13 protein-coding genes are annotated in these 14601 nt (G+C 60.9%); 5 read left to right on the top strand and 8 right to left on the bottom strand.

All coding sequences use genetic code 11. The features are described from left to right. Positions 1-196: 196 nt before the first annotated feature. From M2D63_RS00255 to M2D63_RS00240, 4 genes are all read right to left on the bottom strand, one after another. Positions 197-910, bottom strand: coding sequence for a cytochrome c (locus M2D63_RS00255; protein ID WP_285860667.1), 714 nt, complete (start codon positions 908-910; stop codon positions 197-199). A 9-nt stretch (positions 911-919) separates the two neighbouring features. Next, on the bottom strand, positions 920-1837 hold the full coding sequence (locus M2D63_RS00250; protein ID WP_405308842.1) for a copper resistance protein B: 918 nt from the start codon (positions 1835-1837) through the stop codon (positions 920-922). A gap of 94 nt (positions 1838-1931) precedes the next feature. Beyond that, entirely contained in the window at positions 1932-2291 is a 360-nt protein-coding gene (locus M2D63_RS00245) for a hypothetical protein (protein WP_285860665.1), read from the bottom strand. Positions 2292-2305: 14 nt separating this feature from the next. After that, positions 2306-4147 (bottom strand): copper resistance system multicopper oxidase, encoded by a 1842-nt coding sequence (locus M2D63_RS00240; protein ID WP_285860664.1) that lies wholly within the window; start codon positions 4145-4147, stop codon positions 2306-2308. A 414-nt stretch (positions 4148-4561) separates the two neighbouring features. Between M2D63_RS00240 and M2D63_RS00235 the strand changes: the two genes are divergently transcribed. Beyond that, entirely contained in the window at positions 4562-5239 is a 678-nt protein-coding gene (locus tag M2D63_RS00235) for a heavy metal response regulator transcription factor (RefSeq protein WP_285860662.1), read from the top strand. Further along, the gene (locus M2D63_RS00230) at positions 5239-6645 is read left to right on the top strand and encodes a heavy metal sensor histidine kinase (protein WP_285860661.1); all 1407 of its coding nucleotides are present in this window, start codon (positions 5239-5241) and stop codon (positions 6643-6645) included. The genes M2D63_RS00235 and M2D63_RS00230 overlap by 1 nt, the downstream gene beginning before the upstream one ends. Before the next feature lie 100 nt (positions 6646-6745). Here the strand turns inward: M2D63_RS00230 and M2D63_RS00225 are convergent, their stop codons facing one another. Then, complete coding sequence (locus M2D63_RS00225) at positions 6746-7744, bottom strand: cyclase family protein (RefSeq protein WP_285860660.1); 999 nt, start codon at positions 7742-7744, stop codon at positions 6746-6748. 100 nt (positions 7745-7844) lie between these two features. Between M2D63_RS00225 and M2D63_RS00220 the strand changes: the two genes are divergently transcribed. Next, positions 7845-8771 carry a LysR family transcriptional regulator gene (locus tag M2D63_RS00220; protein ID WP_285860659.1) on the top strand — a complete coding sequence of 309 codons (927 nt, stop codon included), beginning with the start codon at positions 7845-7847 and terminating at the stop codon, positions 8769-8771. On the opposite strand, the gene M2D63_RS00215 is transcribed toward M2D63_RS00220, so the two are convergent. Then, positions 8762-10621 carry an ABC transporter ATP-binding protein gene (locus M2D63_RS00215; protein WP_285860658.1) on the bottom strand — a complete coding sequence of 620 codons (1860 nt, stop codon included), beginning with the start codon at positions 10619-10621 and terminating at the stop codon, positions 8762-8764. The two genes, M2D63_RS00220 and M2D63_RS00215, sit on opposite strands and share 10 nt — an antisense overlap. Positions 10622-10875: 254 nt before the next feature. Between M2D63_RS00215 and M2D63_RS00210 the strand changes: the two genes are divergently transcribed. Continuing rightward, positions 10876-11514, top strand: a complete 639-nt coding sequence (locus M2D63_RS00210) for a DUF2459 domain-containing protein (RefSeq protein ID WP_285860657.1) — start codon at positions 10876-10878, stop codon at positions 11512-11514. Between the two features lie 22 nt (positions 11515-11536). Here the strand turns inward: M2D63_RS00210 and M2D63_RS00205 are convergent, their stop codons facing one another. Beyond that, a complete protein-coding gene (locus tag M2D63_RS00205) occupies positions 11537-12400 on the bottom strand; it encodes a hypothetical protein (RefSeq protein ID WP_285860656.1) in 864 nt (287 codons plus the stop codon). A gap of 131 nt (positions 12401-12531) precedes the next feature. On the opposite strand from M2D63_RS00205, the gene M2D63_RS00200 reads away from it, so the two are divergent. Beyond that, a complete protein-coding gene (locus M2D63_RS00200) occupies positions 12532-13392 on the top strand; it encodes a LysR family transcriptional regulator (RefSeq protein ID WP_285860655.1) in 861 nt (286 codons plus the stop codon). Here the strand turns inward: M2D63_RS00200 and M2D63_RS00195 are convergent. Beyond that, positions 13334-14542, bottom strand: coding sequence for a GGDEF domain-containing protein (locus tag M2D63_RS00195; protein WP_285860654.1), 1209 nt, complete (start codon positions 14540-14542; stop codon positions 13334-13336). The genes M2D63_RS00200 and M2D63_RS00195 overlap by 59 nt on opposite strands. Between the last annotated feature and the right edge of the window lie 59 nt (positions 14543-14601).

The following is a 14601-nucleotide window of genomic DNA, read 5'->3' as shown; positions in this document are numbered from 1 at the left end:
CACACGAAAGCGGCGCCTTGAAGGGCGCCGTTTTCGTTGGAAAAAAAATAGCGTTGATGGCCTGGATTTTGCCCACTTCCATTCCTGGCGAGCCCGCTGGCATCCCTGTGCACATCGACAGGGGAGGCGGCGCTGTTGCGTGAACGGGTGGCAGCGTTAGAAAGCAGCGAGGACGGCCAACCTGAGCGAGCGACTGTCAGCTTCCATGGGTGTGTTCCTTTCCATCTTTGTGTGTATGCGCCTTCACACCGGGCTTGGAGTGATGATCACTATCAGCGTCGCCCGCGTCATGGCCGCCATGATGGCCTGTGGAGGCCGCCTTGCTGTGATGATCAGGCTCATTCCCGCCGTGCTGGCCTTCATGATTGTGCATCTCGCTTTCCCCACCACCATGCTGATGACCACCACTGGTTGCTACCAGTGCTTGGTACTGCTCTGCGTTCATCTGCGGCAGTTGATCAAGGAACGCGACAATACCCCAGATGTACTGATCACCCATGCTCTTGCCCCAGGCAGGCATGCCGGTGGCCTTGATACCGTGTTTTATGGTCCAGAATGCAGCTGCGGGATCATTGCCTACACCCGTCCTGGTGAGATTGGGAGGCGCTGGATAAAGCGCTTGGCTGAGCTCGGTCTTATCCACCCCAGGGGCGAGGTGACAGCCAATACACATGGCATTGTAGTTTCCTGCGCCTGTGCGAATCAGCGCCTCATCTTTCAGGTCCGGTACGGCGATATCGCGTGCGCGAACCTCGATAGAGCGATCCCGCGCCATGGCGAGGAACGCATGGACTGCCGGAAAGTGAGGGTCATCAGCACCGACGTTCACCAGGCCGAAATACGCTCCACCTAACACGGCCGCACTCCCCACAGCGCCTGCTGCCACCAGTGTTGTTATTGTTTTTTTCATGTCAGGTTCTCAAAACCACATCCGAATGCCAGCAACAAAACGCGCTTCATCCACATCCCCATCGTCGTCGCGAATCAGGTCTGCGGTATTGCCGTAGGAGCGGCTCCAGGTCACGCCGATGTAAGGTGCGAACTGGCGAACGAGTTCATACCGCAAGCGCAGTCCGACCTCCGTATTGGCGAGGCCGGAACCCACTCCGCGCCCGGGGTCGTTTTTGCCATAGAAATTGGCTTCGGCAGTGGGCTGGAGGATTAGGCGATTGGTCAGGAGAATGTCGTATTCGCCTTCCAACCGCGCGGCAGTCTGGCCATTTTCACCAATAAACGCGGTGGCTTCAGCTTCAAATTCGTAAAGCGCCATGCCCTGGACACCAAACGCTGCCCAGGTCTGAGGTGACTCGGGTTTGAAATCCTGGCGAACGCCAGCCACCACATCCCACCAAGGACTGATGGAACGCCCATACAGAAGCTGTAGTTCCGCGTCCTCGGTAACGCCATTGGTGCGCTCGCCCTCGGAGCGGATCCACAGCCGGTTGATATCACCGCCGATCCACCCCGAGGCGTCCCAGGCCAGGGTGCTGCCTTCGTCTGCATCCTGATATTCGAGCTGATCCAGCAAGAAGAAGCTGTTGATGCCGCTGTCGTGAACCTCATGTCCAGCCAATGGGGGAAATGCGGCTTTTCGGTCTGCGTCCGTCAGCACAGGAATCGGGGTGCGACTGGTCATCGTGGGCGCATCGGCAGCGCCGTGGTCCATTTTCGAATGATCCATGGAGCCGTGATCCATCCCTTCCATGCTGCCATGGTTCATGCTGCCATGGTCCATCTTGCCATGGTCCATCGCAGCAGGCGTTGCCTTGGGTCGACCATGTCCCATCTTGCTGTGATCCATGGCGTCCATGCCTTCCTGCATGGACCCATGCCCCATCGCCGAATGGTCCATTTCTTCAGCCGCAAAGCTTGGCATTGCCCCCAGTGCGCTGAGGGCCACCGTCAATGCCAGGAGCGGTGGTCGTGTCAGCCTATTGACCATCTTTCCCTGCCTTAGCTTTGTCGCCGCCCTGCGAGTCCATCATTTTGCTGTGATCCATGCCTTGCATCGAGCCATGATCCATGCCCTTCATGGAGCCATGATCCATACCCTTCATGGAGCCATGATCCATGCCCTGCATAGCGCCATGGTCCATGCCTTCATGATTCATTCCTTGAGTTTGCTTGCCCTGGGAGCCCTTGACTGCGTCGCTGGATTTCGTCGCATCTGAAGACTTCTGCGTATGCTGCTCATGGTTTTCGCCGGACCATGAGGAAGGGGCATAAACAGCCATCAGACCTACCATGGCGGCAGAGAAGAAAAAGGCGCTGCGTTTCATTGGTTTGCTCATCTCGATTCTCCAGTTCATTCGTCCACACGGACTTCTCGGAACATGCCCATTTCCATGTGGAACAGCAGGTGGCAGTGATAGGCCCAACGACCCAAAGCATCTGCAGTGACGCGATAACTTCGTTTCGAGCCGGGTGGCATGTCGATGGTGTGTTTTCGGACCATGAAGTTACCGTCCTCATCCTCCAGGTCGCTCCACATGCCATGGAGATGGATGGGATGAGTCATCATGGTGTCATTGACCAAGGTGATGCGAAGGCGCTCACCATATTTGAGACGCAGGGGTTCGGCGTCCGAGAATTTGATACCGTCAAAGGACCAGGCGAACTTTTCCATGTGTCCAGTCAGATGAAGCTCGATGGTACGCCCCGGCGCCCGTCCGTCTGGATCAGGGAAGGTGCTTCGCAGATCTGCATAGGTAAGAACGCGACGCCCATTGTTGCGCAGCCCGATGCCCGGATCGCTCAACTTGGGCGTCGGGGTCATCGTCTGCATGTCGACCAAGGGGTTGTTGGTTTCTGAAGCAGGGTGAGTCTGCATGGCGCCGTCCGTACCGGCCATGCTGCCATGGTCCATGCCGGCCATGCTGCCATGGTCCATGCCGGCCATGCTGCCATGGACCATGCCGGCCATGCTGCCATGGTCCATGCCGGCCATGCTGCCATGGTCCATGCCAGCCATCTTGCTGTGGTCCGAACCGGCCATGCTGCCATGGTCCATCCCACTCATGCCGCCGTGATCCATGCCCATATCGCCCATCGAGATGACTGGGCGTGGATCAACTGCTGGTACCGGGGCTTGCATGCCTTCGCGCACGGCCAATGTGCCCCTGGAGTACCCGGTACGGTCCATGGATTGCGCGAAAATGGTGTAAGCCTGTGCGTCGTCCGGCTCGACGATGACATCGTAGGTTTCGGCGACGGCGATGCGCAATTCATCGACCTTCACGGGTTTGACATGCAGTCCGTCGGCTGCAACTACGGTCATTTTCAAACCAGGGATACGCACATCGAAGTACGTCATGGCCGAAGCGTTGATAAAACGCAGGCGGATTTTTTCACCCGGCTTGAAGATGCCGGTCCAGTTACCGTCCGGGGCCTGGCCATTCATGAGATAGGTGTAGGTATAGCCGCTCACGTCGGCAAGATCGGTTGGGCTCATTTTCATCTCGGCCCACATCTTCCGATCCGCCACCGCCGCCGACCATCCCATCTCGCTTACATCATTGACGAAGTCGCCAACCGTGCGCTTGTGGAAGTTGTAATAGTCCGACTGCTTCTTGAGCTTGGACAATACCCTGGCAGGATCCTCATCAGTCCAGTCGCTGAGCATGACCACGTAATCGCGATCGTAGGTGAACGGCTCGGGTTCCTTGGCATCGATGACCAATGCCCCGTACACCCCGACCTGCTCCTGCAGCCCGGAATGGCTGTGGTACCAATAGGTGCCATTCTGATGGACCTTGAACTTGTATTCATACATGCCATCGGGTGCGATGCCATGGAAGCTCAGGCCCGGTACTCCGTCCATGTTGGCCGGCAGGATGATGCCGTGCCAATGGATCGACGTGTCCTGCTTCAAGCGGTTGCGTACTCGGAGCGTGACAGTGTCACCTTCACGCCAACGAAGAATCGGTCCGGGGAGCGAGCCGTTGATTGCCATGGCCGTACGAGCCGCTCCGGTAATGTTGACCGGTAACTCACCGATGTGCAGATCGAATTCGGTGCCTGTCAGCACGTTAGGTTGGCCAGGGCTGGTCACGGCCCAGACCGGCGTGCGCCACATGCCCAGTCCACCCAGTACGCCAGTAGCGGCCAGGCCTTTGACGAAAGACCGTCTCGTGGTTTTGCTTTGCATGCCGTAGTGTCCAGTCATTCAGGTAATTCGCTGATATCCAGGGCTTTTCGATATCGCGTGCCCCGGTTTCCTTGGGATTCCCACAAGCCTTGTTGACTTCGCAAAGCACAGGCCGCGGCGGGAACGAGCAAGCTGAAACTGCCACAGAACAGATTGGGCAGTGATTACATTTCTGTAAGCCAGGCTCAGCAGCGCTCATGCTTGGGGGCACATTAGCCATGCTGCGCTTTCAGAAAGCTGAGCTCGACATTACAGTTGTGTCAGGTTTCGCGTTTGATTGACGATGCGCCTGCATGCTGCTGCGTACCCTCAGGTCCTGACAGCTGGCTGATGCCAACATTACTTTTGCGTCAGCTTCTGGTTGGCTGGCTTTTTTGCTGCAAACTGGACAGGTACACCTTTGGGGCGCAGCGCATGAAACTACTCGTAGCCGAGGATGAGCCTAAAACCGGAGCCTATTTGCAGCAGGGTCTTGCAGAGGCAGGCTTCACCGTCGATCGAGTCCTCACGGGTACCGATGCCCTTCAATATGCACTGAGCGAAAGCTACGACCTGTTGATTCTCGACGTAATGATGCCCGGGCTGGATGGCTGGGAAGTCCTGCGAATGGTTCGCGCGGCGGGCAAAGACGTCCCGGTCTTGTTTCTGACGGCGAGGGATGGCGTGGAGGATCGGGTGAAAGGCCTTGAGCTGGGAGCCGATGACTATCTGATCAAGCCCTTCGCCTTCTCGGAGCTACTGGCTCGGGTGCGAACCTTATTGCGGCGAGGCACCAGCTCACCCACTCAGACCATCCTGAAGATGGCCGACCTTGAGGTCGATCTTCTCAAGCGACGTGCTACACGAAATGGCAAACGAATCGACCTGACCGCGAAGGAATTTTCACTTCTGGAGCTTTTGATGCGCCGGCGTGGAGAGGTACTGCCCAAGTCCCTGATTGCCTCTCAGGTGTGGGACATGAATTTCGACAGCGACACCAATGTGATCGAGGTGGCGATACGACGGTTGCGGGCAAAGATTGATGACGACTTCGCTCCCAAGCTCATTCACACGGCCCGAGGCATGGGCTACATGATGGATGCACCGGAGTGATGCTCTCCAGGTCCTCACTCGTCAAGCGTCTGACCCTGATGATCATGTTCGCGGTCATCGCTGTACTGGTGGTCGCCGGCATGAGTTTCAACATGCTGAGCCAGCATCACTTTCGCATGCTTGATGAACAGGCGCTGTCCGAGAAACTGGAGTCGGCAAGACACATCCTTTCAATCCAGACGCCAGGGACAAGTCTGGAAGCGCTGCGCCTGCAACTGCGCGCATTGCTGGGCGCCCATCAGGACCTGACCGCGCAGATCCTTACCTCAAATGGCGATGTACTGTTTTCAGACCTCAAAGCCGTACCGATCCCCGATCACTACAAGCGTGCCGGCCAGGACGACATATGGGAATGGCAGGACCAATCCCATAATTTCCGCGGCGTCACCTCTCAAGTAGTGATCCAAGGCGAACAGGCCCCCGGTACCATCATGCTAATGCTGGATATCACCAGCCACGCGCATTTCTTTGAAACCCTGCAACGCTGGTTTGGCTTTGGCCTGGTTATCAGCGCATTGGTCAGTGCGGGCTTGGGATGGCTGGTCGCGAAAAGTGGGCTGCGCCCCGTCGAGCGGATCACGAAGGTTGCGACCTCAATGTCTGCCGGGTCACTCCAGGAGCGCATCCCCCTGGAGCCTGTGCCACTCGAGCTTCAAGCACTGATCTTGTCCTTCAATGGAATGCTCGCACGCTTGGAAGATGCCTTCATTCGCCTATCCAATTTCTCGGCCGATATCGCACACGAGCTACGAACCCCGGTTAGCAACCTGTTGACCCACACTGAGGTCGTGTTGACCAGAAAGCGTGATTTAGACGCGTATGAGGACAACTTGTACTCGAATCTGGAGGAACTGAAGCGAATGTCTCGAATGATCGATGACATGCTCTTCCTCGCGAATGCCGATAACGGGCTCATCATCCCTGAGCAGGTCGACATCGAACTTGACGGCCTCGTCTCCAAGCTCTTCGAGTTCTACCAATTGCTCGCTGAGGATCGGGATATACGCCTAACGCTGCAAGGGAAGGGGATTGTCTGTGGAGACAGACTCATGATCGACCGAGCTGTTTCCAACATCCTCTCAAATGCCCTGCGGTACACACCGCAGGGCAACGAAATCTCGGTGCAAATCCAGCAAACCGCAGACAATGTGACCCTCACTATCAGCAACAGCGGAGCCACCATTGACCCGCAGCACATCAACAGGATTTTCGATCGCTTCTACCGGGCCGACCCGGCGAGGCGCGAAGGAGGCCCCAGTAATGCGGGGCTCGGACTCGCCATAACCCGTTCCATCGTCCAAGCGCACCGAGGCAAGGTCTGGTGCACCTCGTCTGAACAAATGACCGCCTTCCACATTGCTTTTCCTGTTGGTAGGCAGCCGGTTAGCGATCGCTTGCACCGTTAAAGCTTTAACCTGCACTGGAAGTGAACCTCCAAGACAAGCGCGTCAGAAGGACACAGAGGCTATTGGCATGGCACCCTCCTGACAACGTGGCGCCGTACCCTCAGCGGATCGGCAAGGCCATCGGCCGCATCGGCGCGGCATCGGCGCCGCGCAACTTCAACGAGGCCCCGACAAAGGCGAATTGATAGACCCGGTCCCTGGACAAACCTTCCAGATTCACCAGTTCGATGATCGGCGTGCCCTGCATGGCCAACAGGTAGGTATGCACCGGCAGGTAGTTGCCCTCGACCTCCGAGGGGAAGGTCTCGAAGCTCAGGTTATCGGCACCGACCACCATCGCGCCGCTGTCCTTGACCAGGAATTTCGCCGCATCCAGGCTCAGGCCCGGCGGGTTGGCCATGTAGGTCTGGGCGTTTTCATAGTCACGCATGCGCCCGGTACGGATCAGCACCACGTCGCCTTTTTCCAGCACCACGCCTTGCTTGCTCAGCGCCTGCTGCAGATCGCTGCGGGTGACGCGGTAGTTGTCCGCCAATTGCTCCAGGCCCTTGGCCGCCGCGACATCGATCATGACCCCGCGGGCGATGATCGGTGGCAGTTTCTCGGCGCCGGTGACAGTCCAGCCACGATCACCCAGGTGCTCATCGGCACGAAAGCCGTTCCAGATCTTGCCGTTGAGGCCGAAGTGGTTGAGCGCGTCGATATGGGTGCCCATGTGGGCATACATGGACACCGCCGAGCCGCTGTAGCTGACGTACTGGTTCATCGGTTCGCCAACCTTCATCGGGTCGGCGATCACGTTGCCGTGGGGGGTGTGGGTCATCCACATCTGGTAGGGCGGGTCGCCCGCGGCTTGCCAGCTGGGCATGCCGACAAAGTACTCCACCGCCAGGTCATAGGCCTGGGCGCCATTGACCCGGGCCATGATCGCCGCCTGCGACTGCGGGGTCATCAGGTTCAGGCGCCCGATCTCGTCTTTCTCCCCCCAGGGGCTGATACCCACCTCGGGCTTGGCCAGCGCCCCGGCGCTGTACAGTGAGCCGAGCACCGACAACACGGCCAGCCCGGTAAAGTTTTTGATCCACGAACGCTGCTGCATGACATGACGCCTCAAAGGGGGGGAGTGGTCATGTTATTGGCTGCTGAATCATAGATAATCAGGCGTCTGGTTAATTGATATTCAACCCAGGAGAAAAAATATGGATGTGTTGCTGGCCATGCGTACCTTTCGCCGCGTGGTGGAGCGCGGCAGCTTCAGCCTGGCTGCTGTGGACCTGGGGCAATCCACGGCGGCGGTGAGCAAGCAGGTGCGCCAGCTCGAGGAACGCCTGGGCAGCCTGTTGCTGCTGCGCACCACCCGCCGCATGAGCCTGTCCGAGGCGGGCCAGGCCTACTTCAGCGAATGCTGCCACCTGCTGGATGAGCTGGACGCCCTGGAGCGTGCGACCCAAAGCGGCTCCAGCGAGCCCAGTGGCCGTCTGCGGGTCAACGCACCGTTGTCGTTCGGCCTCAAGGTGCTGTCGCCGATCCTGGTGGCGTTCATGCAGCGCTACCCGCAGCTCAAGGTCGAGCTCACCCTCGACGACCGCCTGCTGGATGTGGTCAGCGAGGGCTTCGATGTATCGCTGCGGATTCGCAGCCACTTGCCGGACTCTTCGCTGGTCGCCAGGCGCCTGGGTGAGATCGAGCAGGTCATCTGCGCTGCACCGGCCTACCTGCAGGCCCACGGCACGCCGCACAGCGTCGACGACCTGCGGGCGCACAGTTGTCTGGCCTATCGCCTGGCTGAGCATCCCGGCAGTTGGCATCTACAGGGCCCGCAAGGCAACAGTCGATTGGAGCTGCCAGTGCGCCTTGCGGTCGACAACAGCCTGATGCTGAGCGATATGCTCCTGGCCGGCCTTGGCATCGGCGCGCTGCCTTCGTTCATCGCCCAGCCCCTGCTCGACAGTGGCCAGTTGCTGCAACTGCTCCCCGGGCAGTCCATGCCTCGGCGCTCGATCTATGCCTTGTACGCGAGCCACAGGCATGTATCGCAGAAGGTCCGGGTGTTCGTGGACTTCCTCGCCAGTGCCCTGGAGACGCTACCGCCGGCAACGATGCCCACGCGCGCAACTCACGCCTGATCCATCGCCTCGGCCACGCCCCGATCCTCACCCAGGAACCCGCCACTCTGGTGGTGCCACAGCTGCGCATAGATGCCGTTTTTCGCCAGCAGTTCGTTGTGGGTACCTTGTTCGATGATGCGGCCCTCATCCATGACCACCAGCCGGTCCATGGCCGCAATCGTCGACAGCCGATGGGCGATGGCGATCACGGTCTTGCCCTTCATCATCTCGTCGAGGCTTTCCTGGATGGCCACTTCGACTTCGGAGTCCAGCGCGCTGGTGGCCTCGTCGAGCAGCAGGATCGGCGCGTTCTTGAGCATCACCCGGGCAATCGCGACGCGCTGGCGCTGGCCGCCGGAAAGCTTGATGCCGCGCTCGCCCACCAGGGTGTCGTAGCCGGTATGGCCTTGCCGGTCGCTGAGTTGGCTGATGAACTCATCGGCCTGGGCACTGGCCGCGGCGCTACGGATTTGCGCGTCGGTCGCATCGGGCCGGCCGTAGGCGATGTTGTCGCGGATGGAGCGGTGCAACAGTGAGGTATCCTGGGTAACCATGCCGATGGCGCTGCGCAGGCTGTCTTGCGTCACCTGCGAAATGTCCTGGCCGTCGATGCGAATCTGCCCGCTGTCGACATCATAGAAGCGCAGCAGCAAGTTGATCAGCGTGGACTTGCCCGCGCCGGAGCGGCCTACCAGGCCGATCTTTTCACCCGGGCGAATGCTCAGGCTCAGGCCATCGAGCACCTGGCGTTCGCCGTTGTAGTTGAAGCTCACCTTGTCGAAGGTGACTGCCCCGCCAGAGGTCACCAGGACACCCGCATCCGGCGCATCCTTGACCTTGGGACCGCGGGTGAGGGTGGCCATGCCGTCGTGCACGGTGCCGATGCTCTCGAACAGCGAGGTCATCTGCCACATGATCCAGTGCGACATGCCATTGATCCGCAGCGCCATGGCCGTGATGGCCGCCACGGCACCGGCGCCGACCTCGCCCTGGTGCCACAGCCACAGGGCATAACCCCCGGCGGCCATGATCAATGCCACCACCAGGGCCTGGTTGACGATCTCGAACTGGCTGACCAGGCGCATCTGGCGAAAGCCGGTGTGCTTGAAGTCCTCCATCGCGGCACGGGCGAAGTGCGCTTCACGATTGGAGTGGGAGAACAGCTTCACCGTCGTGATGTTGGTGTAGGCATCCGAGATCCGCCCGGTCATCATCGCCCGCGCATCGGCCTGTTCCTGGCCGACTTTCCCCAGTCGGGGCACGAAGTACAGCATGGCCAGGCCGAACAACACCACCCAGGCAATGAAAGGCAGCATCAGTTTCAGGGCGAAACCGCCGGCCAGGGCGATGATCGCAATGAAATACACCCCGATCCCGGGGACGATCTCGATCAGGGTGAACAGCAGGTCGCGCACCGCCAGCGCGGTCTGCATGACCTTGGTGGTGACCCGGCCGGAAAACTCATCGGAAAAGAACGACAGGCTTTGCCGCAGCATCAAGCGGTGGAAGTCCCAGCGCAGGCGCAAGGGCAGGTTGATCGCCAATATCTGGTGCTGCACCATGGTGCGCAATGCCACCAGCCCGATGCTGGCCAGCATGACGATACCCATGCCCCACAACACGCGACGCTCCTGCGCCGCCGCATCGCCCCCTGCCTGCCAGGTCGAGAGCAGGTCCACGACCTGGCCGAGGAAAGCAAACAGCCAGGCTTCGTAGATCGACACACCGGCACTGAGCAGCGCAAATGCAAGAATGTAGCCGCGGGCGCCCCGTGTGCAGGCCCACAGGAAGCGGAACAGGCCCTTGGGGGGTGGTGGCACCTCGTCGGGAGGGAAGGGGTCGAGCCTTCGTTCGAATGCACGAAGCATGGTGGTCTCCATAACCATCAGATTCAGGAGATTTTGCCACCGAACGGTTGCTTTGAGGGGCGACGAAGGTGCATGCAATCTTCCGGGCCTTGCCATGCCCCGAATCCACAGCCGATTTCTGCCGGCCGCGATTGCCCATGGATACCTGACTGATGGTGCGAGTCAGCTTCTATGCTGTGAATATAGCGCCCACTCCTGCCGGGCTCTTCCACGTTCGTTAGCGAGCCTCCAAACCCTTGTGCATGCGCATTGTAGTGCTGGCCCTGATCCTGACGCTGTTCAGTTGCACTACCGCGTCGGGCCCGCCAAGGGGCGAGGGGGGCGATGGGCGGTCCTTGTATGTAGTGAATCATGGCCTGCATACCGGATTGGTCATTGCGCGCCCCGATCTGCTTCAGGTGCTTCCCGCGCTGGCCGAAGCGTTCGGTGACGGCGACTTCATCGAGTTCGGCTGGGGTGACGAGGACTTTTACCGAGCCCCGCAGGCCACCTTGAGCCTCGCCCTGCGCGCCTTGTTCGGGTCGACGGCAGCTGTGCTGCATGCGGTCAGGATTGACGGCGACCCCAGGCGGCGTTTCGCCGCAAGCGAGGTCATCGAGGTGCGGGTGACGGAGGACGGCTACCGGCGACTGCTCGCATTCGTGGCCGGAACCTTCATCCACTCGGCGACGGGCTCCTTGGCGGTGCTCGGGCCTGGCTTGTATGGACAGAGCCGGTTCTACCAGGCCAAAGGTAGCTATTCGCTGTTTTATACCTGCAATACCTGGGTCGCAGAGGCGCTGGCTGCGAGCGGCTGCCCAATGTCGCCTGCAGCGGTGATTACGGCGGGGAGCGTCATGTCGTCGTTACGCCGGGCGACAGCGGTGGGTGCATCCTGCCTGGTTTCCCGCTAACCCAAGCTGACGATTGGGGGACTCAAGGGGAGGGGGCCGCCGAAAAGCGAGACGGTCTCTCCACCATCACCCGCCCTTGCATCGTCTCGAAGTCAGCCGTGGCAAGCACATAGGCACGCAGCTTCGAATCGGCAACCTGCTGCTCATCCAGCGCCGCAATCAGCGCGGGCAGGTGTTCGGAAGTCCACGCCGGATTGGTCACGCCAGGCACCTGATGCAGGTCGGGAGCAGGGCTCTGGAGCAGCTCAAGATAAACGGCATAGCGCGCATTGAGCTGTTGCATTTGCATCGTCCCGCCACTCACTAATCGCCGCACACGCGCCAGGTCGTTCTGCGCCAGCGCCTGCACAAAGCGCTCTTCCTTGTCCTTGAAAAATCGCACCAGAATCGCCGCAGCCACCGCCGGCTCTGCTGCCTTGTCGGGGCTCTCAACCAGGTCGATGTCCAACGCCTCCCCATAGCGCTGATAGTTCGCCCGCCCCGTAATCATGAGATAGCCGCGCCCGCGAAACTTCGCACCATCGCCCGGTTCGACGTTGCCGAGCGCGCTTCGTCCCTCATAACGCTCGAACCCCGAAGGCAACGGTGTACTTTCAATCAACGCCCTCTTCGTCGCCGGCGAAAACGGCACACCGGAATACTTGTTGAGCACATCCGTCGCCCAGTCACGCAAGCCGGCCGCCTGTTTGCTCGGTTCCTCGCGCAATATCTGAACCGCCAGTTCGACAAACCTGCCCTGGACTTCGCGTTCCTTCAGCGCCGTCGAGTAGCTGTTGCCCACCCAGGCGACCGCAAGCGGAATGACGACCGCGGCAATGACCGATGAGATCGCCTTGAGCTTTTCCCACGGGTCGATTCTGGCTGCGTGCGGTTCCTGTTCTGGCATGGTGCCTCCAGCGCTATTCCTCCATGGTAGGCCACGGCCGTGCGCTGCACGCGATCGCTGCGGGGCAGGGTGAATCTCATCGCTTTTTTGCTTATGCTTGAAATTCATCCCATCGGTAAAAGCGATACGCCATGCGCTATTCCCCCGAAGCTCTGCTGGCCTTTGTCGAAGCCGTTGCCCTGGGCTCGTTCTCGGCGGCCGCGCGCAAGTTGCGCAAGAGCCAGTCCACCGTCAGTGCCGCCATCGCCAACCTCGAAGCCGACCTCGGCGTTACCCTGTTCGATCGCCAGGCCCGTCACCCGGTGCTGACCGAGGCGGGGCGCAAGGTGCTCGGGCATGTGCAGGAGATCCTCGCCGCCAGCGAGCGGCTGGACGAGTTGAGCATCCGCCTGGCCGACAATGTCGAGCCGCGCCTGACCCTGGTGCTCTCGGACATGTACCAGCTCAGCCCCGACAACCAGGTGATGCGCCAGTTCGAGCAGCGTTTCCAGGACATCGAGCTCGAATGCATGATCGCCGAGGCCGGCGATGTGCTGAACCTGCTGCAAAGCGGGCGCGCGCACCTGGGGTTGCTGGCGGCGCAGGCCAAGTACCCGACCGATATCGCCGTGCGGCGTTTGCCCCATCAGGCGCAGATGGGGCTGTTCGTGGCCCGCGAGCATCCGCTGGCGAGTCAGCAGCCGCTGACCCAGGCGCACCTGGCCAGCCACCGGCAGCTGTACCTCAATACCTACACCGACAGCGAGAACAAACCCCAGGGTCGGGTCTGGTCGGCGCCGGACTATCTGTTGCTGCTGGAGATGACCGAACAGGGCTTCGGCTGGGCCGAGTTGCCCCATGGCCTGGTGCAGCAATATGGCCATGGCAGGCTGGTGGAGCTGAGCCTGGGCGGCTGGCCGCGACCGATTGCAGTGGATGCAGCCTGGTCGCGGATCAATCCGCCCGGGCCTGCGGGCTTGTGGCTGCTGGACTGGCTGGCCCGGGAGGGCTGAGCGGGGCGTACAACTGCACGCGGTTGCGGCCCTGGTCCTTGGCGGCATACAGCGCATGGTCGGCCAGCGACAGCAGGCGCGACAGGTCATGGCCGCAGGTAGCGCTGTCGACGATGCCGATGCTCACGCTCAGTTGGCCGGGCGCCAGCAATGGCAAGCCATGGAAGCCGGCGCAGATCCGCTGGGCCACCTGCTTTGCTGCTTGCGCGTCGGTACTCGATAACAGGCAGGCAAACTCTTCGCCGCCGATGCGGCCCAGCACATCCTCCTGGCGAATGTTCTGGCTGGCGACCTGGCTGAAGGCAATCAGGGCCCGGTCGCCGGTCTGGTGGCCATGGGCATCGTTGAGCCGCTTGAAGTGATCCAGGTCGCACAGCAGCAGGGCCACCGGCTCGCCGCGCCGGGCGCAGCCGGCCAGCAGGGCTTCGCCCCGGGACAGGAAGGCGCGGCGATTGCCGATGCCGGTCAGCGGGTCGGAGTAGGCGGCGGCCTTGAACTTCAGTTCGGCGCGCTCGCGGACCATGGCCAGGGTGACGTAGGCGATGCCGATGGCGTAGAGCATCGATTCGAACAGCATGAAGGCGAAGAAGCCGGTGCCGTTGCCGCTGGCGGAAATCGCCTGTTCGAAGGACACGCCATGATCGGTGAAGGTACGCACGGCATAGAAGACGGTGTGTGCCATGGTCAGGGCCAGGGCGGGCAGGTAGGCCGCTTCCAGGCGCCGGCGATTGCGCCACAGCTCGAACGTCGACAGTCCGCCGTAGCCTGCGGCCAGCAGCGAATACACGGTCACCCGCACACCCAGGTCGTCGTGGAAGCCGGGAAACAAGCTCCATACCAGCCAGAACAGGGCGCCGGCGACGATGCCCGGCAGGTGCGGCGTGCGTCCGGCGAACACGCGCATGGCGGTCCAGTTCATCGCCGCGCTGAGCAGCAGCACCATATTGCTCAGCACCAGGGCGACAAAGGCCGGTGCGATGCCGCGCACGCTGACCAGCGCGACACCGAGGGCGGCGAGCAGCAGCATGCAGGCCAAGTGGCCGAGGGTCTGTTCGCGGGTGCCGCGGCTCCAGGCATGCAGGGTCAGCAACCCCATCAGGCCAAGAATGAAAATGGCCACCAGCAACAGGGTCGGGATGCTCAACAGCACAGGTATCGTTCTCCATGTCCGGCCTTGCGGCCAACCGGGCGGGGCCGGTTTCCTGCGGG

Origin of the sequence: Pseudomonas sp. BJa5 (genome assembly GCF_030272875.2) — a bacterium.
Classification (GTDB): domain Bacteria; phylum Pseudomonadota; class Gammaproteobacteria; order Pseudomonadales; family Pseudomonadaceae; genus Aquipseudomonas.
Note: the sequence above shows the minus strand (reverse complement) of the source record. Positions and strands in the feature narration are given on the sequence as shown.

Coding starts and splice junctions, on each gene's coding strand:
- M2D63_RS00225 (WP_285860660.1), bottom strand. CDS start 7,744: ATGCAGCAGCGTTCGTGGATCAAAAACTTTACCGGGCTGGCCGTGTTG.
- M2D63_RS00200 (WP_285860655.1), top strand. CDS start 12,532: ATGCGCTATTCCCCCGAAGCTCTGCTGGCCTTTGTCGAAGCCGTTGCC.
- M2D63_RS00240 (WP_285860664.1), bottom strand. CDS start 4,147: ATGCAAAGCAAAACCACGAGACGGTCTTTCGTCAAAGGCCTGGCCGCT.
- M2D63_RS00220 (WP_285860659.1), top strand. CDS start 7,845: ATGGATGTGTTGCTGGCCATGCGTACCTTTCGCCGCGTGGTGGAGCGC.
- M2D63_RS00205 (WP_285860656.1), bottom strand. CDS start 12,400: ATGCCAGAACAGGAACCGCACGCAGCCAGAATCGACCCGTGGGAAAAG.
- M2D63_RS00215 (WP_285860658.1), bottom strand. CDS start 10,621: ATGCTTCGTGCATTCGAACGAAGGCTCGACCCCTTCCCTCCCGACGAG.
- M2D63_RS00235 (WP_285860662.1), top strand. CDS start 4,562: ATGAAACTACTCGTAGCCGAGGATGAGCCTAAAACCGGAGCCTATTTG.
- M2D63_RS00250 (WP_405308842.1), bottom strand. CDS start 1,837: ATGGGGCATGGGTCCATGCAGGAAGGCATGGACGCCATGGATCACAGC.
- M2D63_RS00230 (WP_285860661.1), top strand. CDS start 5,239: ATGCTCTCCAGGTCCTCACTCGTCAAGCGTCTGACCCTGATGATCATG.
- M2D63_RS00245 (WP_285860665.1), bottom strand. CDS start 2,291: ATGAGCAAACCAATGAAACGCAGCGCCTTTTTCTTCTCTGCCGCCATG.
- M2D63_RS00255 (WP_285860667.1), bottom strand. CDS start 910: ATGAAAAAAACAATAACAACACTGGTGGCAGCAGGCGCTGTGGGGAGT.